Origin of the sequence: Candidatus Oscillochloris fontis, assembly GCF_004138135.1 — a bacterium.
Lineage (GTDB): Bacteria > Chloroflexota > Chloroflexia > Chloroflexales > Chloroflexaceae > Oscillochloris > Oscillochloris fontis.
This window is the reverse complement of sequence record NZ_RYFD01000036.1, coordinates 1-21414: the sequence shown is the minus strand read 5'-3', so window position 1 is coordinate 21414 and position 21414 is coordinate 1. Positions and strand designations below refer to the sequence as shown.

Below are 21414 nucleotides of genomic sequence, written 5' to 3'. Positions count from 1 at the left end.
ACCAGCCGATGAGCGACTGGCATCCGAGTAGTATGGCCTGCTTACCGAGGCCCTGCCGGGCGAACCCGGCAGCGGTTGCACGTCGAAGGAACGTCCACCTTCAACCTTTTACCCATCGGAGGTTTCCCCGATGGAACCGCCAAGGTTCAGTTGTGTATGTACCAACCGTTTGCCCTGCAATCCTTCGCGACAGGGTGCCTCGTACAGAACATTTCTACTACATATCGAACGTCTGTACAACTCTGGGCTAAAGCCGCTCAAGCGGGGCACTCCTCCCACGGCTAAAGCTCGTGGGTTTCCGCGCCTAAAGGCAGGATATATCTATGAACGGCCAGATCATGACCGCGCCCTCCACAAACTCAACGCTGCCGACACAGAAGTATGAGGAGTACCGCGCCGAAGTTGAGGCGAAGTTGGCCGGGAAACTCAGCCATGGCGAGCGTCGCCGTCTTGAGCATGAACGCGAGTTACTACAACGCGCCAAGTTCATTAAACTGAATGGGGTGGTTCACCACTACCAGGATGTTGGCCCGCGTGATGGGGAGCCGCTGGTGTTGGTGCATGGCTGGGACTGTTCGGCCTTCTGGTGGCACCATATCATCGATCCGTTGGCGGCGGCAGGCTATCGGGTGATCAACTATGATCTGAAGGGCCACGGCTTCTCCGACAATGACCCGGCACATGGCTATACCGTGGCGGGTTTCAGTGAGGATCTACAGGCATTGGGCGATGCACTGCACCTGGCACCCCAGCATGTGGCCTCGTTCTCACTGGGGGCGTTCATCGCACTGCACTATGGAGCCACGGCTCCTGATCGCGTGCGCTCGCTCACCTTCTTCAATTTTAGTTTGATGAACTATAATCGGGTGGCGTCATCTATCTTGCCGATGACCCTCGATACGATCTTCAACCGGATTCTGCGCCCGATCACCCGGACTGGGTTCTGGCCGTTACCCTTCATCTATGCACGGCTGGTTCTGGCCCAAAATACGCCCACGATTGGGGATATTAAGCTCGGTACGCTTAGCCTACGCTACTGCGAACCAGCCGCGATTCGTATCTCGACCCACGAGCTTGCCCGGCGCGAAGTGCTTGATGCCGTCCCCGAACAGATGCGGCGGGTGAAACAGCCCACGCTGCTGGTGGCCGGAGCGGGCGATCCGGTGATGCGACCCAACGATGGACGAAAATTGATGGCCTTAGCCCAACACGGTACCTACCTCGAAGTGCCAAAGTGTGGGCATCTGATTCTGTTTGAGCTACCTGAGCAGGTCGTACAGATCCTGCGCCTATTTCTACGTGGTGTAAGGGGGTAACCATGCAACTACTCTTCCGTTCCGGCGGCCAGCGCATGCTGATTGACATGGAACAAGCTGGCAACCAAACGTTGCAGGTCGGTGAATATACCTACCGTCCGGGTCAGATGGCACGTAAAGTACGCCGTCTGGCAACCCAGATGTGGGGCAATAACCTTACCCCCGGTGTTCTTGAGCAGCGCCTTGTCTTTGAGGCCATGGATAATGTGGCAGCGATGAGTCCCTGGAGCGATAGCGGCAGCTTCTCGCCCAGTAGTGGCTCGGTTGTCACTTTGGGGCGCTGGGACGAAGATGGGAGCGTGGGGATTGCCCTACACGAGTTGGCCCACGAGATGCACATGCGCCACGGGGGGTACGACCATAGCGATGGGGTGTTGCGCGAAGCACTCTCGCTGCTGGCCGAGCGTGAAGCGGGGCTCCAGCGCACCTTCGAGCGTGAACCCTACTACACCGCGAGTAACCTCATCACCCAGATCTGTGATATTTCGAGCTTTGGGCGGCAATCGTTTCATAAACGCTGGGAAGAGATTGCCGACATTACCAGCGACGTTGGGCTAGCAGATCTGGTAAACTATTACCTTGATCGCAGCGAACACCTCGGTCTGGGTCGCTGGCTGAAGCGTTATACAGAAGACATTGAACTGCGCGATGCAATCTTAAACCATCTCGCCGTGGTCAGCTTGCGCTACAGCCTGAGCTATCGTCGCCACCTGATCGAGCAGTTTGTGCGTTGTCCACGCGAGATTTCGCCGGATCAACTGAGCTATGTGCTGGAGTCGATCTCCACCCTTGATCGTCGCTATCCCAATGACGATCTGGATCAGATCATCGACTTCTGTTTTGCACCGCACACCCGCCAGCGGCGGCGGTTGCTCGCTTTTGGTTCATAAGGATGATCGACCGGCGCATCGCGCCATCTGTTCGCAATGAAGAGGTAGAGTTATGAGCAACTATGAACAGAAGAAGCCGTACAGTTGGATGCCAGAAGGGCTGCGTCGCTTCCTCAACCTAGAGTATGATGATGCTCCAGCCACAGGCAGCAGCAGTTCGGCAAGCTACAGTTCGGCCCCAGTCGCCAAATCAACTCCGGCAGCAGCTCCGAGCAGCGGCTGGACACCACCGAGCAGCCCGTCGTTCCAAGCCTCGAACATGTCGGGGTACACACCACCCGCATCGTCCGGCTACAGTGCCCCAACCTTCCAGCCGGCAACGGGGAATGGCGGTAGCCCAACCGTTTCGGGGCAATTCGATGTGCTCTCGATCACTGGCGCACTGAAGGGCTTTGTCCATGGTGCGTTACCACCTCAGGGAGTTGAGGAGTTCAGCAAAGAGCTTGTCAGCACCTCGCGCAGCGTCTTCGATATGTATAGCCGCTGGTTCCTCTTCCAGACCGAAGACGTGGTTAAGCTTGGTCAGAGTGTGATCAAGACGGTGACGGATCTGCTGCCCAGCGGGAGTACCCCTGGCACCCAGCCCCGCCGGATCAAGGTGATGGTTGCCAACGGCGATCAAGAAGAGACCCCGATCAAAGTCGAAGCGTAGTCAATCAACCATTGGTGGGGATCGGGGGAGGCTTCGCCTCCCCCGCAAAACACTTTTTTCTCTGCTGTTGGCGGCTTCGCCGCCAACAGCAGAGAAAAAAAGGGTTTGGGGCGCAGCCCCAACCGTGGGTTTTAGGGCAGCAGCCCTAAACTTCATGCCCATGAAGTCTCATCCCTACCAGATCATCAGTGTTTGCAAAGAGAAAACCTATGAACCGGCCGGTTGTGATCGTAGGTGGGTGGCTCTCATCACCCGCCGACTACACTGCGATGGCCCGTGTCCTCGCTGCTCCCCCCTATAACCGCATCGTCTACATCACCGATATTAGCCGCCGCGAATGGGCTGCTCTACGCGATCCCCACTTCAGCCCAGTCCTTGATCTAGTTGCTAATACCGTCCAACTCGCCCTGCGTGAAACGGGCGCGGATCGCATCGATCTGATTGGCCACAGTGCCGGTGGGCGGGTATCGCGTGCCTATCTCGGTCATCTGCCCTTCGCCGGTGTCACCTATGATGGCCAGCGCTATGTAGCCAGCCTCACCACCCTTGGCACCGCCCACGAAACGTATGAAATCTGGGTCAAGGAGTTTGCTGGTCAGGTCAACGAGTTCTACCCTGGGGCCTTCTACGAGCATATCCAATATCGTTCGGTTGCGGGCGAGAGCGTCAAGGGGCGCAAGTACGGCAACCTCGAAGAGATGCTGGCCTACCAATCTTACGAGACCGCCTTTGGGAGTGGGAAGCAGATCGGCGATGGGATCATCCCAACCGTCAGTTGCTACCTCGCCGGTGCGGATAATCTGGTATTGAAGGGAGCACGGCACGCACCCTACAACGCGCCCAGCAACTGGTATGGTGCGCGAAATGTGATACCACTCTGGTTTGATTGATGGAACGAGGCAAGATGCGACAACCACTTGTGATCATCGGTGGCTACTTGACCGGCCCAAGTGACTTCGTCAACCTAGCCCAAGCCCTTGAGGCCGCCCCCTACAACTACGACGTCTCGATTACTCCGATCAGTCGTTTGCGCTGGGCGATCACCCGCGATTGGGACTTTCGCCCGGTGATCAATCACCTGCGCGACACAGTGCAGCAGGCGCTAGAGCGCAGCGGAGCCGAGAAGGTGACGATCCTGGGGCACAGTGTGGGTGGCAGTGTGGCGCGCATGTACCTGGGCGAAGAAGCCTATTGTGGCGAGATCTACGCTGGGCGACGTTATGTTCAGCGCCTGATTATGCTCGGAACCCCCCACCACAGTATCGAATATTGGACGCGCACTTCGGTAAGCTTCATCAACGATACCTACCCTGGGGCGTTTTACCCCGAAATTCACTACACCTCGGTAGTTGGGAGCGCCATTCAGGGCAATCCCAAGGGAAACATCGTCGAACGCATGTCGAGCAGCAGTTACCGGCGCGTCTCTGGCCCACAAGCCGACTACGCCTGGGGCGATGGCGTTACGACCCTAGAATGTGCCGCACTGAGTGGGGCGGAATTTTTGGTCGTACCCGAATTAACCCACTCGCCCTTCCATGGGCAGCCCTGGTATGGTGAACCAGCCGGTTTACCGCTCTGGGATCGGGTGTTGTAAGAGCTTTTTGTTCTTTTTTGGCGGCTTCGCCGCCAAAAAAGAATCTGGGATGCGCCACATGGCTCCTACGGGGCATTGTAGGGGCGAAGCATCGCCCTCCATAGGGCAGGGGAACTCGAACGAGGTTGGCGGGCGATGCTTCGCCCCTACGGGATGATCGGGAAACCCGGCGATGATGGGATTTCTTACCCCAAGTGTGAACAGTTACGTTGATGGTTGTTGTTTGAAATATCCCTTTTTTGTACTATAATACAAACGCATGGTGTGGAGGGCATGTGCCCAGCAAAGCAAGAGGCCCGGTGTGCCCAAGAAGGCGCAGGTTACTGCTGGCAGCCATGATTCTATAGACATGACCATTGGGATTGCAGTAAGGAAAGTAACCGTATTATGAGCAACATGACCGTACAAGATCTCCCCGCTGTAACGACTACCCCCTGTACTCCTGGCTGTCGGTGCAGCGCGAACGAAGACGAGTTGTTCGCTGGCTCCGAACGGGCCTATGATATCGTCTTCAAAGGCACGATTGACTTCTTTGCAGTCAAGGCGGCAACAGACCTGGGGCTGTTCGAGGCGATGGGCGACGGGGTGCATGAACTCAACGCCCTAGCTGAGGCCACCGGCACTGTCCCCATGCGGTTAGAGAAGTTCCTGATCACGCTGAAGGAGATCGGCCTCGCCCGCCTCGTCGAGGGTGGCTGGGCACTCACTCCCTTCGCCGTGCAGTTCTTCACCGACCCGGAGCACCACCGCAACCTGACGATGGTTCCCTTCGTGGATTACATCAGCAGCCTGGTGCAGACCTTCTATGTCAACCTCGCCGATGTCGTTCGTGGTACGATGGACTTCACCAGCTTGGTGCCCTACCCACCACGCACCCGCGAGGATAACGTCTTCTACGAGACGATCCACCGTAGCAACGTCCACTTCCCGATCCGTATGCTGCGTGAGCATGCGAAGATGGAGGGGATCACCCGGCTGCTCGATGTTGGTGGTGGTATTGGCGACATCTCCTCGGCGCTGTGCGAGGCGTTCCCTGAGTTGAACGTCACCCTGATCAACCTGCCGAGCGCGGTCGATCTGGTTTCGGAGAATGTGGCCTCGCGTGGGCTGGCCGAGCGGATTACCCCGCTGGCGCTCGATATGTACAAAGAGCCATATCCGCAGACCCAGGCGGTCATGTTTGCACGCATCCTCTATCCGATGAACGAGCAGTTCAGCACCATGATGCTCAAGAAGGCGTTTGATGCCCTGGAGCCAGGTGGGCGAGTCTTCATCCTCGACATGGTGATCAGCGATCCGCAGAAGCCGAACTACGACTACCTGACCCACTACATCTGCTCGATTGGCATGGGCTTCTCGGTGCTCGAATTCAAGGATCACGCACTCTACACGAAGGTGTTGGAGGGTATCGGTTTCACCGACGTGACGATGAATGCGGCCTATGATCATGTGCTCTACCAGGCCGTCAAGCCATAGTGATTGGGCGATATGATCACGACTTCTGAACAACAGATCCCGTTGGCCAAGCGCGTCCGGGCGCATATCGAACTGGCAGATCCGATTACCTGGATCTCGCCAGCGATGATCTGCATCTGTGGTGCGTTAGCCTCCGGGACGGCCAACGGGTTCCACTGGTGGGACGGTACCCACTGGGGGCTGATTCTGCTGGGTGCCCTGATGACCGGGCCATTGGGCACTGGTTTTAGCCAGAGCATCAATGACTACTATGATCGTGAGATTGATGCGATCAATGATCCCTCGCGCCCCATTCCAGCCGGCCTCGTAAGCCTGAATGGCGCACGCGCCAACTGGCTCTTCCTGGGGTTGGCCACCTTCCTGGTCTCGCTGATCTTCAAAGATGCGATGATCACGGTGCTGGCAGTGTTTGGGATCATCCTTTCCGTGCTCTACAGCATGCCGCCGATCAAGTTCAAGAAGAACTATCTGCTGGGGCCACCGGCGGTTGGAATCGGCTATGTGACGGTGAGTTGGATGGTCGGGCATATCATCTTTGCGCCGATCACATGGGAGAGCATCACCGTCGCGATGATCAATGGTGGCCTTACCGCCGGGATGCTGGTACTCAACGACATCAAGAGTGTCGAGGGAGATCGGCAGCATGGGCTTCAGTCGCTGGCCGTGGCGATTGGGGTGCAACCCGCGCTGTTGGTGGCCTATACAATCATCAATTTGTGCGAAATCCTGTTCCTGGTTCTGGCCGTGATATGGGGCAACTATTGGGTTGCAGCCTTCATCGCCTTTGCAGTGATTGCACCTATTTATAGCCAGATCAAGCTCTACGGTGATCCAAGTCACAAAAACTTCATGCGCTACCTCATTGCCACCAACCCATTTGTAGCGCTGATCCAAATAGTCTCGGCATTCCTTGTGGGTGGGTATTTCGGCTGATTGCGAGCCTCCCTGGGTAGTTGGGAGGGTTTCGCCGCCGAGACGTTCAGTCGGTGATAAGTAAGGGAGGTCTTCAATGTCCGAAACTCAGGGTGAAGTGCGAGTACGTAGCGTCCGCACCGCGCGGAGCGACAACCTCGTTGAGACGGTGATCGGGGTCGGGGGCGGGATCGCCCGCGTGGGTCTCTCGGTTATCACGCTACCTCTCGCGGTGCTCCCCGCTGATTCGCGTCAGCACCTGCGCAATGCTGCCAAGGAAGCACTGACCGCTGTGGTTGGTATTCCGGGCGATCTGGCCAAGGTTGCCAGCACGGTGATTGATGAGTGGGAGGCCAAGGCCGAGAGTGAGCCAGCCGCCAAGACTGCACCGAAGGATGAGTTGAGCGCTAACTAAAGACTGTAGTGAAAGCGAGTATCTCTATGAGCAATACCGAACAGAATCCGCTGATCGGTGCCGGGGCTGCCCTGGTAGGCGGAACCATTCGGCTGGGCCTCTCGGCCATCTCCGCCCCGCTTGGGCTGCTGCCCACCGCTACGCGCCGCCGCGTGCGCACTGCGATGGTCGAGACAGCCCGCGCCATCGTCGCCATTCCTAAGGAGATCTCGGTGGTCTCCGAGCGCGTGGTCGAGGAGGTCTTCTCCGGCGCTGAGCCGACCCTAAACATCCCCAGCGTTGATGCGATTGGTGAGCGCGCCCGCGCCTTCACGGATCGGATCTCCCGCGCCGCCGATGAGTTCGGCACCAGTTTGGGCCGCGTCGCCGACCGCGCTGCAAGCGAGGTGGAGCGCACCGCTGCCCGTGTTGATGAGTGGGTCGAGAAGCCCAAGGGGTAATCGGCGCTGATGTTGGAAACAAGGTGGCAGGGTGCTACACGCGGCGCGTGTGGCGCTTTGTCATCTTGTGGCATTATGTGGTATGCTGACAGCAGTTTTTGTTGGTGTTTGGCGGCTGCGCCGCCAAACACCAACAAAAGAGAGGTTTGGGGGCGGCAAGCCGCCCCCAAACCCCCACCGAAGGTGGACTCTACGGCTTTCGCGCTCTGTGTGGTGGTGTTTCTATGAAGATTGTCATCCTTGGGGCTGGGTATGGTGGGTTGCGTACTGCAATGAATTTGGAGAAGTCGCTACGCGCCCAACGTATAACGGATACGGTCGTCACCTTGATTGATCAGAATCCCTATCACCAACTGATCCAGGAACTTCATCATACCGCCACCGATGGCAGCGATAGCCGAGCTGCGATCTATGAGATTGACCAACTCATTCGCGGGCGGCAGATTGAGTTTATCTGTGCGCATGTGAGCGCGATCCTCCCAGGTGAGCAGGCAGTAGTGCTCAACGATGGGCAACGCATCAGCTATGAGCGCCTTGTGATCGCCCTAGGGAGTGTGACCGACTTCCATAACGTTCCAGGAGCCGCCGAACATACCTTGTCGCTGCGTACCTATCCCAATGCCCTCGCCATCCGCGACCATGTGATCGCTCAATTTAAGGCCGCTGCGGAGATGCGCGACCCCAAAGAGCAGCGGGTTGCCCTCACCACGGCAATTATCGGCGGCGGGTATACCGGCTGCCAACTCGCGGGGGAGTTTGCGGTCTGGGTTGATCGGCTCTGCCGCGAAACGGGCGCCCCACGCAGTGAGGTGCGAATTGCGCTCCTCGACCGCCACGATGTCCTGCTGCACCAGTTTGGACGTTGGGCGAATGATGAGGCCGAACGGGTGCTTGACCGCCGCCGAGTGAGTATCTACCTGAATATTGATGTCGAGGCGGTGGAACCCAACCTGATGCGGGTCAGTGGCAACCGCGTGCTCCGCGCCGGGACGATCATCTGGGCGGCGGGTGTGCGCGCCCCCGATCTGATTGTGCAGGCGGGGTTGCCCACCGATAAGATGGGGCGGGCACGGGTGGATCGCTATCTGCGGGTTGAGGATCGTGAAGATATTTTTGCGCTCGGTGACTGTGCTGCGATCCCGGCAGGTCTGGGCGATGAGACGATCCCCGCCACCGCGAGTTATGCAATGCGCCAGGGCGAGCATCTGGCCGAGGCGCTCTTCGATGAGGTTCAGGGGCGGCCGCCCCGCGCCTACCAACCCCTCAAGTTGGGCGAACTGGTCTCGCTTGGCCCCGATGATGGCGTGGGCAACCCGCTGGGGATGCCCATAACTGGTTATACCATCCAGTTGCTTAAGAAGGGGATCGAGCAGTTTTATCGCAATTCGATCAGTTCATCCTAAACTACCCGCGACACCTATAGAGGAAAAGCTCGTCATCCCATGGTAGAAGCCCTTCCTACAATCCAAACCCACCATATCTCTGAGTACTGGCTCGAAGGGCTGCATGGCCCGATGCGCTACTGGCACTCAGAGCCACGTCACGGAATCCCCGTGATCCTGATCCACGGCTATGGTGGGATGATCGAACATTGGCGCGCCGTGATGCGTATGATCGCCAAGGAGCATACGATCATTGCGCCGGATCTCTACTTCTTCGGCCAATCAACCATCCCACATGTGAAACCGAGCCGCGAACTCTGGCCCGATCAGATTGCCGAACTGATCGCCGAGACCGCCCACGGCCCAGCTATTCTGGTTGGACATTCGCTGGGGGGGATGATCGCCGCACAGACCGCCCACGACTACCCTCAGTTGGTACGCGGACTCGTGTTGGTGAATAGTATCGGCCTGAATGTCCCCAAATTGATTCCGCTCCCCGACATGGATCATATCTTCCGCAATGTGATGCAATCGCCGGGGGTGGGCGAGTTGTTTGCCAATCTGTTTGGGAATATTGTCGGCGCAAAACAGGGACTCTTCTCGACCTACCACCGCAAGGAGCGCATCACGCCGGAACTGATCGATCAGTTCAGTGCGCCGCTGCGCCGTAAGGGTGGACGCGAAGCCTACTTGGCGGTGAGCCGCACCTTCCACGAATTGAACATCACATTCGAGAAGAACAAGGTCAACGTGCCGAGCCTGCTGATCTGGGGCGAGCGTGATGCTTCCGTCCCTGTACGGATGGCACACGCCTTCAAAAAACACCTACTGCCACACGCAGAGGTTGCACTCATTCCAGAGAGTGGCCATTGCCCTTTTGATGAGACCCCGCAGGAGTTTTGCGATATTCTACTGCCATGGCTTGCGCGGCAGTCCCTCTCACAGAAGGAGGCTTAATATGATTCAGGAACGCCGCATCAGTGCCCGCGACCAGATCTACCTCACGAGCACCAGCTTTGAGGTCTATATGATCACTGGGCTGGTCTTCCTCTTTGTCTTCACCGCCAGTTTCTTCTTCAGCATTCAGATCCACTTCGAGTGGCTGATCTGGCCGGGAAGCTTTGTAGCGGTGGTCTTGGCCTACATCACCCTCAAGATGTTGGAGCGGCGCGAATATATGCGCAAGCTGGCCGAGATTGAGGCCAATCCGCTGGCCGATGAAGTGATTAACCGCAGCGACGACTAAGGTTTTGTCATCTTCCTGTTGGCCTTCTGTCATCTGGGGATGGGCCTGGAGCCTAGGGTAGGTGCTACCCTAGAGCGTATGGTACCGCCCACTTGCCAGGAGGCCGTATGTCTGCGCTGCGCACCCTGCGCATGAACCGCGCAATTTCCCTCTTCGATCTCGCCCGTTTAGCCGATCTGCCTGCGCGGCGTTTAGCTGAGGCAGAGTATGGCGTGCGTCCGTTGGCATGGGAGGAGTGCGAGCAACTGGCGCTCATCTTGGGGATTAGGCCGAATGAACTAGCCCCGCCCATCCCAGCCAACCAGGTGCTCCACTGGCCACAGCCGATGAGCCAGGCCGCCCCGGCGCTGTTCACCCTGACCCTCGTGGCCACGCTGGCCAGTGCGGCGCTCCAGGGCGAGCTACCCCACATACATCGCCGCCTGCCCATCCAACCCGTGCGTGCCGCACAGATCCTCGCCAGCCTCAGCCCGCGCTCCGGCCAACAGGCGGCGCAGTTTGCGGTGGCAGGGCCACAGGCGGCCCCAGAGACACCTAGCCCCGCCCTGCTGCTGCGCCCAACCCCGCCAGAGCCAGTGCCGCCCGCATTCTGGTTGAGTGCAGAAGGGCCACGTGGCTGCCCACTCCAGCCGAGCAGCGGCACGGTGGTGATCACGCAAGAGTATGGGGTCGGCAGCCATGCCCCGACGGAGGTGTTGGGGGCGGTGGATCTGGCGGTGGACGGGGATGGTGACGGCTATGCAGAACCAGGGGCGACATGGTACACCCCGGTAGTTGCCACGCATGCGGGGGTGGTGGAGGTCGATCTTGAGAGCTACCCAGCGGGGAATCATGTCTGGGTACGCGATGGAGCAAGCGGCTGGCAGACGGGCTACTCGCACCTCGCGATAGTGACCGTAATCAGTGGGCAGCAGGTACGCCCCGGCGAGGTGATCGGGATGGTGGGGAGTAGCGGGGTTTCGAGCGGGCCACACCTGGATTACCAAGTGTGGCGGGGGGAGCAGAATGTAGACCCGACGGGGTTGGTGGAGAGATAAACAAAATAGGAAATAGGCTGTACCTAGAGAACTACCGAACGAGTATCGGCAGATAGACTTTGAACGCAGGCATGGCCAGCGGTGACCATGTCTTGCCGCCATCAACAGTTGCATATAGCTCAGATTGCAACGTACAGCTTCCGCTCCCCGCCACACAGACTTGGCTCATTCCCATCGCCCAACCAGATTGAGCCGAGACAAACGCAAACTTCGTAACACCAGCGGGCAATGATTCAACCCCGGCAGGATCGGCAACGATCTGATTAGTAGCACTGAGAACCGCAACCGGCACACTCGTTCCTTGCTCAACCATACCCGAAAGAGTACGCTCATTGTGCAGCACCCAAGTTTGTCCAACATCGGTTGTCTTATAGATAGCAACCCGTGTTTGATCAGGCTGACTAAGGATAACCGGGAGGAACCCCTCCTGCGCAGAGGTGAACGTCGGGAGTTGATAAGAAGCATACTCAGTCATTTCGGACTGTATGATAGGCGCTTGGGGTGTCCAACTCGCACCACCATCGCGAGTCACATAGAGGCTACCACCATCAACACCGCCTGCTATCCAACCGACATCAGCCGAGATAAAACGTACTGGGGCAGCAATCGGCAGTTGAAACTGAGTCCAGGTGTCCCCTCCATCACGAGTACGCAGCAAAGTTCCCATGCTAAAGTTGGTTCCAGTAGGAAGTTGATAGACAATCCAACCGTTCATTGCATCGAAGAAATGGACATGGCTCATCGCGGGCAGCACAGGAGTAGCATCCATCATCACAGCCGGTAACAACTGCTGCGACCAGGACTTACCAGCATCATTCGTCTCTAACAACACCACAGCCGTACCATTCGTCACAGGAACTATAGCAGTCAGCCAGCCATGGGTTGGAGTGATAAATGTGGCCGTATGAATTGTCAGACCAGTGATTGGGGGCGTAATATTTCTCCAATCAACGCCTCGCGTTGCCGTCCAGTACAACTGCTGATCGATGATCGCCCAACCCTCTGTGTTATTCACCAAACCAATATCAGCAACCGTCCGTCCGCTACTCGTAACGTATGCAGTATCAAGTGTAGACTGAAGCTGCGTAGAAGACTGGAGAGCAGTTTGACTACCACTCACAGCAACAACCGGGCCAGTCGCTTTATTCGAGTCAATGTTGATAGTAACATTTCCCCATTTCTCATTGTGGCCACCAAGGTATTGGCGAATGCGTTGATTATTCGACCAGAGCGAGTCGCTAACACATGACAACTTAAAGGTCGAGACATTCGGGCGGTAGTAGCCCTGGAACCAAGAAGCAATCCAGACCGCATCAGGTGCTGGGTTCGCAGTCGCCCACTGGGCAACAGATGAGCCACACGCAGAGCCATACGCACCCGATTGGTTGCCAAGCTCATGGAGGCGCTGGGTCCAGCCACCAATAAATGCGGTGACAGCAGCTTTGCAGCTACTATTCGACGTATTAAAGTTCTCCATATCATAGTAGATGATGCTACCAGTACCATCGGCTGAGGTAAGACCAAGCCGCTTTGCCGCTGCTACGGCAGCATCAGCCTCACGTGCCCCCTCAACCCGTGCTGTAGCAGGATCACTACTAAACCGACTACCAAAACCTGAGCAGGGAGCCTGCGGGCCAACCCAAATCGGCACGAAGTCCCAGCCCTGCTGACCCACACGGGAAACCCACGTAGCATTGAGGTTAGGCTGGCGACATGCACGGGCAGAACCACCAATATAGATACCAATAAAATCATAAGGACTATTAAGCCATGCCCGCATCGTCGCCTCACTCGGTGCAGCACAGGTATCAAAACCCTGATCGCTACTGATAACGACCCGTTGTGCTACAGGAGGCGGGGCAGGCTGCGTAGAGGGGCAATTGGACTGCGCATAGAGGCTGAACGAACGGATGGCGTCATTAAGTGGAGCACCACCATCAAAATGATTATCGGTTAGATTCGAATCGCTACTATTCATGCAAACACTTGGACCAGTCTGATCAACACCCTGATAGAGCCGCACCGACCAACCAGGGGCGAGCAAGAGTGATGATATCTGACCAGCGCAACTTGCATGGATGTTCGCGGTCTTGGAGCCGGTTGCGTAGCAATACCCACCCGCATAGCCAATATCCGTATAGACCTCGAAAGGATAGGTAGGAACCTTGGCAATCGGTGGGCAGTTTGATTGATTATAGAGCGTAAATGACGAGATCGCATCATTGAGCAATGAGCCATCCTCAAACACATTATTGCTCAGATCAGCATCGCTCCCCACCATACACACACTTGGGCCTGTTTGGTTCTCATCACGATAGAGCCGCACCGACCAACCACTACGTAGAAGAATGGAAGAGATGCGATCATTACAGGTTGAGTGGATATTAGCCGAAGTAGGTGCATTGGAATAACACCAATTACTGGTAAAATTCGCACCTGAGTAGACCTCAAGGGCATAGGTAGGCTGACGAGCCGGTGGGCAGTTCGCCTGATTAAAGAGCTCAAACGAAGAGATTGCATTATCAAGCGGTGAGCCATCCTCAAACGTATTATTGCTCAGATCAGCATCACTCCCCACCAAACAGACACTTGATCCACCCTGATTGGCATCGCGATAGAGGCGTACCGACCAACCTGGGCGTAGTTGGATTGATGAAATCTGATCGTTACAGGTGGTATAGATATTCGCAGACTTAGGCGAATCAGCATAGCACCAGGTTGAGCTATAGTTTGGAGCATTATAGACCGTTAGTGGATAACCGGGATTATTCAGCGTAACCAACCGATCTGCACTATGCCACTGATCAATTGTTGTGGTTCGAGCTACACCCTGGATCGTATAATTGAGTGTTCGATAGATACGGTATGAAATCTGAAGAGTTACCGAACCATTAGGAATCGAGCTTGTATCAAAACTGCGGCGATACTGAGATGCGGTAAAGCGCGTATCACCAAGGTGTGTTGCAACATCTGGTCGAGACTCGCCATAGGTAGCGGTACCAAGAAACGTACCATTTACCCGCATCTGTACCTCAGTCACACCAGTTCCATCAGTAGATGCCTTATCTACAACCCAGCCACGCGCCGTCACAACACCTTGGATCGTTGATCCGTTGGCTGGATCATCAATTTCGATCCGGGGTGCGGTCACGGCTTCGGCATCGCAACTCACCTGTCCAGGGCTTGGGATGGTACAAATATAGCGCCGGGCGCGCTCCATAAAATCCGCATCTGACAGTCGGTTCTCATAGGCCGAGGCATAGATACGAAAGCGCTCACCAGTTCCCGCATTCGCATTAATAACCATCTTCCACCAACTGGTTGGACTTGGTGAACAACCGTTACTTAGGTCAGTACGGTAGAATATCTCACTTATCCAGCTTCCGATATGCTCAGAGCGCATCTGAATATGTGGCCCCTGACCACAGACCCGCAAGGCGATGGTTGTCTTGCCATTCTCGATCACCCCGAAGATCGTATCGTTGCTATGTATTGAATCCAAGCTGGCAGCAGAAGGTTCAGCAAACTCGATAGCCCCTGTACCTATCTCAGCATTTCCGGGAGCCGCAGAGTCTGCATAGGCAAAGGGGGCAGCAAAAGAGCCTAGCACGAGCATCAACATACCGATGAGGATAAGACTTCGCCGTAACATAGTGGTGCTCCTTGAGATACATTATTATAAACATCATATTTGCTATCAATAGAAAAATATTTTAATCCTAAAAACTTACCACGGTGAGGAAAACCTCACCGTGGTAGTAGCATTGCTTGTTATTTCATCCGATGGCACACTTCAGAGAAGTACCCATTCTCACGCCATTGACCACAGATCTGACTTGCGTTATCAGGGAAGCGCTGGTCAATATTGATCTTGACACTATAGGCTGCAGTCCAGCAACCTTTTTGACTATACGGGGGTATATTCGACGGAATAACATACCCATTGTTATCCTTTATCAGTACCGTAACATTCGGATCACAGATCCTACCAGTACGAAACCGCTCAAACGTTACTGTACGAACGTACTTCCCTGTTCCATCTACCTTAAAACAAAACTTCCCACCTCCGCCAACACGGCAACCAGTTGCACTTGCATCTGCAACTTGTGGAGGAAGAGCAGGCAGGCTTACCAACACAACCATAATCACAGCAAAGAACGACCACCAACGTCGCTGCCAGAACGAACTGTTCATGCCGATACCTCCTTGATCTGATATACGGGAGCCATTTCCTACGCTCTATAACACCAGATCTAATCGGCTCTTACAATCCCTAGAATCCATAGTCTTTTTAGCGCCAGAGCCTACGGGTTTCCAGAGTAGCCAGATAGGGCATTCCCATGTATCATGGTGCAATTGTGAGCCTATACATCCAATGGGGTAAGCAATGCCACCACAATCCCAGCCACTCCAAGGCAAGCGTCTTCTCTTCGCAGATGATGATCTCAACCAGCGTGATCATACAGTGCCCTATCTTGAACGAGCTGGAGCGCACGTAATATTCTGTACTAATGGTATTGAGTTACAGCGTATCTTAGCGAAAGAAGCCGTATCTTTTGATGCAGTGATTACAGATCTTCATAATATGGGGTCTGAAACGGTTCCTTTTATTCCACAACGAGATTTACTCCACCTGATCGCCCAGTACGCACCAATTCCTTTTGTTATCTATTCATCTGAGGATTATCAATTTCGACATTACGTATCGGATGGAGAATCTCCTGGTGTTCGGGGATTTGTCCTAAAGATTGATACTGCGCAAGCACTGGTGAGCGCAGTGCGCGCAATCCTCTGCGATAGGCGCGATATTGTGTATAGTCCTAGTATCGAATTGAAATATCGAATGACTCGACGCGAGTTAGAGATACTGCGCCTATCCGCTGATGGATACACAACCAATGCGATTGCTGATAGATTAACGGTAGCGCCACCTACGGTAGAATTTCATAAAAAGCGCATCCTCGATAAGCTCATCCCTGAAGAGGAAGATTCGTCGCGGCGCAATATGACCCGTGCGGTTGCGATTGCCATCCGCGAGGGGTTGATCCGATGAAGCCCCAGCGTCGTCTACCCACGATCCTGTATGGTCTCTGGGCCATAAGTGGAGCCAGTCTTGTGCTGGCAGTAGCAAGCCTCGTGCAAGCTTGGCGACGACCAGTAAGTGGCATTGCGGGGATCGCGCCCGTGAGTGATACGGTTGATGTCTTGACTGGGCGGATTTTGCATGCACCAAGTGGGCAACATGCTGGTATTGATCTCCAACCAGATGATCGAATTCTGGCCGTAGATGGCATGCTGTGGGAGCAAGTTCAGCGGCTTAACCTGCACGAACTCCCCCAACACCCCCTCCACACCACCCTGCAAGCACTCGTACAGCGCGGTGAAGAGCAGATCAGTATTGGACTGCCCCTCATACCTCCCGATGCGTGGGAACAGCTCGTTCTCGCTCGCTACGGTCTGGCAGCCCTCGTACTCTGGTTCACCCCGACAATGTTGTTGTTCACCCTTACCCGTGCCTACATGCACCAGAAGTCACATAATCTGCGGCTCTTTTTACAGCAGAGCGGTATCCCGCTCTGGTTTCTGGCATGGCAGTCGGTTGCGATTGCCCAAAGCCTAGGGAGCCTCAAATATCCAGTGGCGGTTCTGGGAGCAGATATCCTTACTCCCTTGATCGCCGCCGCGATAGCAATCACATCGCTCCCCTACCCACTTGCGCCAATTTCGGAGCGCATTCAGCGCCTTACACCGATACTTTTGGGTTACGCAACTATTTCGGCCCTGGCCACATGTCTGCATGCTTTGCAGTCACCCTTTCCAACGGATGATTGGAAGTATGCGGTTCAATTGCTCCGTCCGGTTGACCCAACATGGCGCTATGTGCGTCTACCCATCATTGTTGTGGGGGTCATGCTGGCTGTGGCAGGTATCTTTCTGACCGCACTCGCGCATCATCTGCCGGGTTGGGTGAGGCGATTATCAGTGCGCTCACCACATCCTGTGCAGCGTTGGTTGCACTGGCTTGCCGAGGCACTTGAAGATCACTACCAACGCTGCCCACCGAGTATTCAGGTGATTGCATCATTTCAGGCTGCGATCATTCTCATTTATCTCTTGCTTGACCTCATACCGCAAATCATGGGTGGTGTGGGTGGTGGTTACAGTGTGCTGCTCGCAGCTATTCCCCTCAGCTACCTCTTGCTCTTTGCAGATCGTATGACTCAGAGGCGTGGGCAACAACTGCTCTGGGGGACGCTGGTTGGCGTTGTAGGTATCCAAGTTCCCAATCTCAGCGTGCGTCTCGTAACTGGTGCGTATGGGATGGGCGCAAATCAAGCCGATATACTGACCATATTCCTCATTGCGGGGAGTACACTTGGAGGTGGGATGATGTTAGCAGGTTGGCAAGTATTTCGCCGTTGGCAAGGTAGCCACGACGCATTACAACAAGCAATAGATGCGCTCTTCGCCGCTGAGAAGCAGGAAGATCTCTGGAATGTGCTGGTAACCCGTGTTGGGCGACACATGGGGGTGGAAGATTGGCTATGGGTAACACGTGCGACAACAGCGACATCAGAACTGCAATGGGAACCCCTTGAATGGACATCTAGTGATACCCTATTGTGGCTCCGCGATCTCGATCTGCATGCTGCACTGAATCAACTGATTGCCCTGCGCCCAGAGAGCGTAACGATTGGGCGCACAACACTGCCCTCGACCTTGGTACTCTTGCCTTTAGGCGGTGATAGTGAGCATGAGGAAGTTTTGATTGCGATCAACCCACATGCAACTGGAAAATCATCAATTGACGATCCGCATGTGTATAGTCGTGTGTTGCAGGCACTGACCGTACTACGTAAGCGCGAACATGAACGGCTTATGAGTAAACGGCAACACGATCTTATCGAGAAGTATCGTGAAGTGACACACCTTCAACGACAAAACACATTCAAAGCGAATACCCGAATAAGTGGACTTATTCACGATGAAGCATTGGCCGCCCTTGGACGTATCTTAACGCATCTTGATGAGGCAATGCAACTCAACGATGCCCCGACATCGTTAGGCTCTATTCGTGAACAAGGAAGTAATCTGGCACGCAGCCTGCGCCAAATCTCCAACAATCTGCGCCCGCCGGGGGTTGGTCAGTATTTAAAACCCACGATTGAACAAGCAGTAATGGATTGGGAGTATGAATATCCAAAAATTCGATTTATTTATGATTTTGAAGCAGATGAAAGTAACCTGGACGAGTACACCCGCGATTCTATCTATATGATCATAAAGCAATTGTTCGTGAATGCGCTGAAATACGCCAATGCCCGCACGATCACAATCCGGGTTTGGCAAGCAGGCGATCAACTCCTCGTCCAGGTTACGGATGATGGCCAGGGATTTATTTATGATCCAACACACATCCGTGCCGATGCACTTGGTCTCTATCTGCGTGAAGATATGGCTCGTGATCTCAATGGGACACTCAAGATCGAGACCTCACCAGGGGCGGGTTGTCGAGCCACACTCCAGATACCGTATCCTTCGGCACCTTCACACACCTAAAACAGCCCTACTTCAACACACTACGCTGGAAGAGGCTCAACGCCAGCCAAGTACCGAGTACAGCAAAGAGCAGCACCACCGCTAAGCTGAGCAGCAACGGGAGGGTGGCGGGAACGCCGAAGGCAAGGGCGCGTACCGCATCAACTAGATAGGTGGTGGGGTTGAGCATGACGATCACGCGCATCCAGCCGGGGAGTACCGAGAGTGGGTAGAGTGCGTTGGAGGCAAACAGCAACGGCAGGTTGAAGAGAAAGATCATGCCGTGGTAGCCCATAATCGAGCGCGAGATGGCGGCGACGGCCAGGGCGAGGCCACTGAAGCCGATGGCAAAGAGGGCCAGGAGTAGCAGTGCCGCGATCCAGCCGAGGGGGTTGAGGCTCAGGCGTGCGCCCATTAAGACCCCAACCACCAACATGATCGCGGCTTGGATCATGGCCTTGGTGGCGGTGCTGCTGGCATTGCCGAGCAGAATGCTCAGGCGCGGGATGGGGGCTACCAGATACTCCTTGGTGATCCCGCGCAGGCGCTCGTCGAGCAACACGATGCCACCACCTACGGCACCGCCGAGGGCGCTCAGGGCGATGATGCCGGGCAGGATGTAGGACATGTAGTCACTGCCCTCCACGTTGCTGATCATGCCGCGCATACCCACCCCAAAGAGCACCACCCATAGAACCGACTGTAGCGCTAAGCCGAGTAACTCCTCGGTGCTGCGCCAGAATTTGGTCATGTGCTTCGACCATATCACATAGGTGGCGTGCATAGGAACTCCTTATTCGTCACGCAGGGCGTGGCCGGTATGGTGCAGAAAGACATCGGCGAGTGTGGGGCGGGCAATGGTCACGTCTTCGATCTGGTAGCCGTTGGTGTTGGCGGCGATGATCTCGACGAGGCGGCGGCTGCCTTGATCAACATAGAGCGAGAGGTGGCCACTGGCGCGGTCCGTCTCGACACGCTCGACAAAGGGCAACCGCGCTACCTGATTGAGAAACGAAGCCGGATCGCCATGCCCACGCACCCGGATCACATCGGCCCCCATCGCAGCCACGAGATCGGTGGGTTGGCCCTGAGCAACCAGTTTGCCATGGTCAACAATCCCAACCTGACTGGCAAGCGCCTCGGCCTCCTCCATATAGTGGGTGGTGAGTAGCACGGTCAGCCCGCGCTGGTGGTTAAGTTCGCGCAGGTAGCCCCAGATGCCGGTACGGTTTTGGGGATCGAGGCCCTGGGTTGGCTCGTCAAGGAAGAGGATGGCCGGATCGGTCATCAAGCCACGGGCCAATTCGAGACGGCGCTTCATACCGCCCGAATAGGTCTTGACTAGGCGATCTATCGCATCACCCAACTGCACCAGATCAACCAGATCGGCGATCCGCTTGCGGCGCAGATCGGTGGGTTGGCGATAGAGTTGGCCATGAATATCGAGCACCTGACGCCCGGTGAGATCGTTATCCAGCACAATATCTTGGAAGGTGACACCGATGCGCGTGCGTACCTGTGCAGCTTCACGCAGCAGATCGTACCCGGCCACACGGCCCTCACCGGCAGTAGGGCGCACAAGCGTGGTGAGCATACTGATCGTCGTGGTCTTGCCGGCCCCATTGGGGCCAAGCAGGGCATAGATCATGCCCGCCGGCACCTGAAGATCAATCCCATCAACCGCTGTCACCTCGGCATAACGTTTGACGAGACCACGGGCCTCAATAGCCATCTCAGTCATAGAAGACCTCGTATCATTCTGAAGCGGCAGCGCAGGGGATGTGAGGCGAAACAGATACCCCATCCGAAGTAGGCAGCCGGGCAGTACGATCCGCAATCAGGCGATCCACCCAGGTCAGTTCGGCCTCAAGGTGGAGGATATGGTGATCGATCACCGCCGTATGGGACGGAGGGAGATGCTGATAGAGCGCATGTACCCGTTCACGATGGCGCAGAATCGCCTCGCGGCGGGTATGCAGGAGAGCGAGGCTCTCGGCGGGGGGCAACTGGTGCTCAAAGATAATCCCCATATCTTCGGGATAGAAGGGCGGGGCATAGACGGAGAGATTCTGGCGCAGCAGATCCTGGAAGAGCGCTTCCCCAGTGGGGGTAATGTGATAAACCTTGCGTTCGGGGCGGTTACCCTCGCGCTCGACCTCTTCTTCGACATAGCCATCACGGCAGAGTTTATCGAGCAGGTAGTAGGCGGTTGAGCGCTTCAAATCCACACAAAAATTCATCTGCTGATCAATAAACTCATTGAGTTGGTAGCCATGCATCTCTTGGGCGCGCAGCAGACCGAGTAGGAGCAGTTGGCGATCCATAGACATAGTCGGGTTCCTTGTTTGAATACTCAGTTTTGAGTATATCGCCTTGGTATCGGGTTGTCAAACCCAGTTTGAAACATATTTAGGGCATGTGCAACGTCCTTGGGGCTGCGCCCCAAACCCCAATTTTTGTGGTGTTTTGGCGGCTTCGCCGCCAAAACACCACAAAAAAAGATCTTCGGGGGCGG

Annotated in this window: 20 protein-coding genes; 15 read left to right on the top strand and 5 right to left on the bottom strand. The window is 55.6% G+C overall.

Going from position 1 to position 21414, the window contains the following annotated elements:
* The first annotated feature begins 323 nt into the window (after window positions 1-323).
* The 13 genes from EKD03_RS13350 (at window position 324) to EKD03_RS13290 (ending at window position 11360) form a co-directional block, all read left to right on the top strand.
* Window positions 324-1316 (top strand): alpha/beta fold hydrolase, encoded by a 993-nt coding sequence (locus tag EKD03_RS13350; protein WP_129631639.1) that lies wholly within the window; start codon window positions 324-326, stop codon window positions 1314-1316.
* 2 nt (window positions 1317-1318) lie between these two features.
* Window positions 1319-2206, top strand: a complete 888-nt coding sequence (locus EKD03_RS13345) for a hypothetical protein (protein WP_129631636.1) — start codon at window positions 1319-1321, stop codon at window positions 2204-2206.
* A gap of 52 nt (window positions 2207-2258) precedes the next feature.
* Entirely contained in the window at window positions 2259-2858 is a 600-nt protein-coding gene (locus EKD03_RS13340) for a hypothetical protein (protein WP_129631633.1), read from the top strand.
* A 209-nt stretch (window positions 2859-3067) separates the two neighbouring features.
* A complete protein-coding gene (locus EKD03_RS13335; protein WP_129631630.1) occupies window positions 3068-3748 on the top strand; it encodes an esterase/lipase family protein in 681 nt (226 codons plus the stop codon).
* Between the two features lie 14 nt (window positions 3749-3762).
* Window positions 3763-4452 carry an esterase/lipase family protein gene (locus tag EKD03_RS13330; protein ID WP_174842872.1) on the top strand — a complete coding sequence of 230 codons (690 nt, stop codon included), beginning with the start codon at window positions 3763-3765 and terminating at the stop codon, window positions 4450-4452.
* A 387-nt stretch (window positions 4453-4839) separates the two neighbouring features.
* Complete coding sequence (bchU, locus tag EKD03_RS13325; RefSeq protein WP_129631627.1) at window positions 4840-5928, top strand: bacteriochlorophyllide d C-20 methyltransferase BchU; 1089 nt, start codon at window positions 4840-4842, stop codon at window positions 5926-5928.
* A 12-nt stretch (window positions 5929-5940) separates the two neighbouring features.
* Entirely contained in the window at window positions 5941-6861 is a 921-nt protein-coding gene (gene bchG, locus EKD03_RS13320; protein WP_174842871.1) for a (bacterio)chlorophyll synthase, read from the top strand.
* 76 nt (window positions 6862-6937) lie between these two features.
* On the top strand, window positions 6938-7255 hold the full coding sequence (locus EKD03_RS13315) for a hypothetical protein (RefSeq protein WP_129631621.1): 318 nt from the start codon (window positions 6938-6940) through the stop codon (window positions 7253-7255).
* A 26-nt stretch (window positions 7256-7281) separates the two neighbouring features.
* On the top strand, window positions 7282-7695 hold the full coding sequence (locus EKD03_RS13310; protein ID WP_129631618.1) for a hypothetical protein: 414 nt from the start codon (window positions 7282-7284) through the stop codon (window positions 7693-7695).
* A 224-nt stretch (window positions 7696-7919) separates the two neighbouring features.
* Window positions 7920-9098, top strand: a complete 1179-nt coding sequence (locus tag EKD03_RS13305) for an NAD(P)/FAD-dependent oxidoreductase (RefSeq protein WP_129631615.1) — start codon at window positions 7920-7922, stop codon at window positions 9096-9098.
* Between the two features lie 39 nt (window positions 9099-9137).
* Entirely contained in the window at window positions 9138-10034 is an 897-nt protein-coding gene (locus EKD03_RS13300; protein WP_129631612.1) for an alpha/beta fold hydrolase, read from the top strand.
* Window position 10035: 1 nt separating this feature from the next.
* Window positions 10036-10323, top strand: a complete 288-nt coding sequence (locus EKD03_RS13295; RefSeq protein WP_129631609.1) for a hypothetical protein — start codon at window positions 10036-10038, stop codon at window positions 10321-10323.
* Between the two features lie 107 nt (window positions 10324-10430).
* A complete protein-coding gene (locus tag EKD03_RS13290; RefSeq protein WP_129631606.1) occupies window positions 10431-11360 on the top strand; it encodes a peptidoglycan DD-metalloendopeptidase family protein in 930 nt (309 codons plus the stop codon).
* A 31-nt stretch (window positions 11361-11391) separates the two neighbouring features.
* On the opposite strand, the gene EKD03_RS13285 is transcribed toward EKD03_RS13290, so the two are convergent.
* Both EKD03_RS13285 and EKD03_RS13280 read right to left on the bottom strand, forming a co-directional pair.
* Window positions 11392-15012, bottom strand: a complete 3621-nt coding sequence (locus tag EKD03_RS13285) for a glycoside hydrolase domain-containing protein (RefSeq protein WP_129631603.1) — start codon at window positions 15010-15012, stop codon at window positions 11392-11394.
* A gap of 119 nt (window positions 15013-15131) precedes the next feature.
* Window positions 15132-15554 carry a hypothetical protein gene (locus EKD03_RS13280; RefSeq protein WP_129631600.1) on the bottom strand — a complete coding sequence of 141 codons (423 nt, stop codon included), beginning with the start codon at window positions 15552-15554 and terminating at the stop codon, window positions 15132-15134.
* A gap of 193 nt (window positions 15555-15747) precedes the next feature.
* Here EKD03_RS13280 and EKD03_RS13275 point away from each other — a divergent pair, with 193 nt between their 5' ends.
* Both EKD03_RS13275 and EKD03_RS13270 read left to right on the top strand, forming a co-directional pair.
* Window positions 15748-16413 carry a response regulator transcription factor gene (locus EKD03_RS13275; protein ID WP_129631597.1) on the top strand — a complete coding sequence of 222 codons (666 nt, stop codon included), beginning with the start codon at window positions 15748-15750 and terminating at the stop codon, window positions 16411-16413.
* Complete coding sequence (locus tag EKD03_RS13270) at window positions 16410-18920, top strand: sensor histidine kinase (RefSeq protein WP_129631594.1); 2511 nt, start codon at window positions 16410-16412, stop codon at window positions 18918-18920. The genes EKD03_RS13275 and EKD03_RS13270 overlap by 4 nt, the downstream gene beginning before the upstream one ends.
* A gap of 7 nt (window positions 18921-18927) precedes the next feature.
* Here the strand turns inward: EKD03_RS13270 and EKD03_RS13265 are convergent, their stop codons facing one another.
* From EKD03_RS13265 to EKD03_RS13255, 3 genes are read right to left on the bottom strand one after another with little or no spacing between them, the layout of a single operon-like run.
* The gene (locus tag EKD03_RS13265; protein WP_129631591.1) at window positions 18928-19683 is read right to left on the bottom strand and encodes an ABC transporter permease; all 756 of its coding nucleotides are present in this window, start codon (window positions 19681-19683) and stop codon (window positions 18928-18930) included.
* A 9-nt stretch (window positions 19684-19692) separates the two neighbouring features.
* Window positions 19693-20640, bottom strand: a complete 948-nt coding sequence (locus EKD03_RS13260; RefSeq protein WP_129631588.1) for an ATP-binding cassette domain-containing protein — start codon at window positions 20638-20640, stop codon at window positions 19693-19695.
* Window positions 20641-20653: 13 nt separating this feature from the next.
* Window positions 20654-21229: a PadR family transcriptional regulator gene (locus EKD03_RS13255; protein WP_129631585.1), complete on the bottom strand. Its 576-nt coding sequence runs from the start codon at window positions 21227-21229 to the stop codon at window positions 20654-20656.
* Between the last annotated feature and the right edge of the window lie 185 nt (window positions 21230-21414).

Bases quoted from the DNA above. Each gene is read 5' to 3' on its own strand.
- EKD03_RS13350 (WP_129631639.1), top strand. From the start codon at position 324: ATGAACGGCCAGATCATGACCGCGCCCTCCACAAACTCAACGCTGCCG.
- EKD03_RS13345 (WP_129631636.1), top strand. From the start codon at position 1,319: ATGCAACTACTCTTCCGTTCCGGCGGCCAGCGCATGCTGATTGACATG.
- EKD03_RS13340 (WP_129631633.1), top strand. From the start codon at position 2,259: ATGAGCAACTATGAACAGAAGAAGCCGTACAGTTGGATGCCAGAAGGG.
- EKD03_RS13335 (WP_129631630.1), top strand. From the start codon at position 3,068: ATGAACCGGCCGGTTGTGATCGTAGGTGGGTGGCTCTCATCACCCGCC.
- EKD03_RS13330 (WP_174842872.1), top strand. From the start codon at position 3,763: ATGCGACAACCACTTGTGATCATCGGTGGCTACTTGACCGGCCCAAGT.
- bchU (WP_129631627.1), top strand. From the start codon at position 4,840: ATGAGCAACATGACCGTACAAGATCTCCCCGCTGTAACGACTACCCCC.
- bchG (WP_174842871.1), top strand. From the start codon at position 5,941: ATGATCACGACTTCTGAACAACAGATCCCGTTGGCCAAGCGCGTCCGG.
- EKD03_RS13315 (WP_129631621.1), top strand. From the start codon at position 6,938: ATGTCCGAAACTCAGGGTGAAGTGCGAGTACGTAGCGTCCGCACCGCG.
- EKD03_RS13310 (WP_129631618.1), top strand. From the start codon at position 7,282: ATGAGCAATACCGAACAGAATCCGCTGATCGGTGCCGGGGCTGCCCTG.
- EKD03_RS13305 (WP_129631615.1), top strand. From the start codon at position 7,920: ATGAAGATTGTCATCCTTGGGGCTGGGTATGGTGGGTTGCGTACTGCA.
- EKD03_RS13300 (WP_129631612.1), top strand. From the start codon at position 9,138: ATGGTAGAAGCCCTTCCTACAATCCAAACCCACCATATCTCTGAGTAC.
- EKD03_RS13295 (WP_129631609.1), top strand. From the start codon at position 10,036: ATGATTCAGGAACGCCGCATCAGTGCCCGCGACCAGATCTACCTCACG.
- EKD03_RS13290 (WP_129631606.1), top strand. From the start codon at position 10,431: ATGTCTGCGCTGCGCACCCTGCGCATGAACCGCGCAATTTCCCTCTTC.
- EKD03_RS13285 (WP_129631603.1), bottom strand. From the start codon at position 15,012: ATGTTACGGCGAAGTCTTATCCTCATCGGTATGTTGATGCTCGTGCTA.
- EKD03_RS13280 (WP_129631600.1), bottom strand. From the start codon at position 15,554: ATGAACAGTTCGTTCTGGCAGCGACGTTGGTGGTCGTTCTTTGCTGTG.
- EKD03_RS13275 (WP_129631597.1), top strand. From the start codon at position 15,748: ATGCCACCACAATCCCAGCCACTCCAAGGCAAGCGTCTTCTCTTCGCA.
- EKD03_RS13270 (WP_129631594.1), top strand. From the start codon at position 16,410: ATGAAGCCCCAGCGTCGTCTACCCACGATCCTGTATGGTCTCTGGGCC.
- EKD03_RS13265 (WP_129631591.1), bottom strand. From the start codon at position 19,683: ATGCACGCCACCTATGTGATATGGTCGAAGCACATGACCAAATTCTGG.
- EKD03_RS13260 (WP_129631588.1), bottom strand. From the start codon at position 20,640: ATGACTGAGATGGCTATTGAGGCCCGTGGTCTCGTCAAACGTTATGCC.
- EKD03_RS13255 (WP_129631585.1), bottom strand. From the start codon at position 21,229: ATGTCTATGGATCGCCAACTGCTCCTACTCGGTCTGCTGCGCGCCCAA.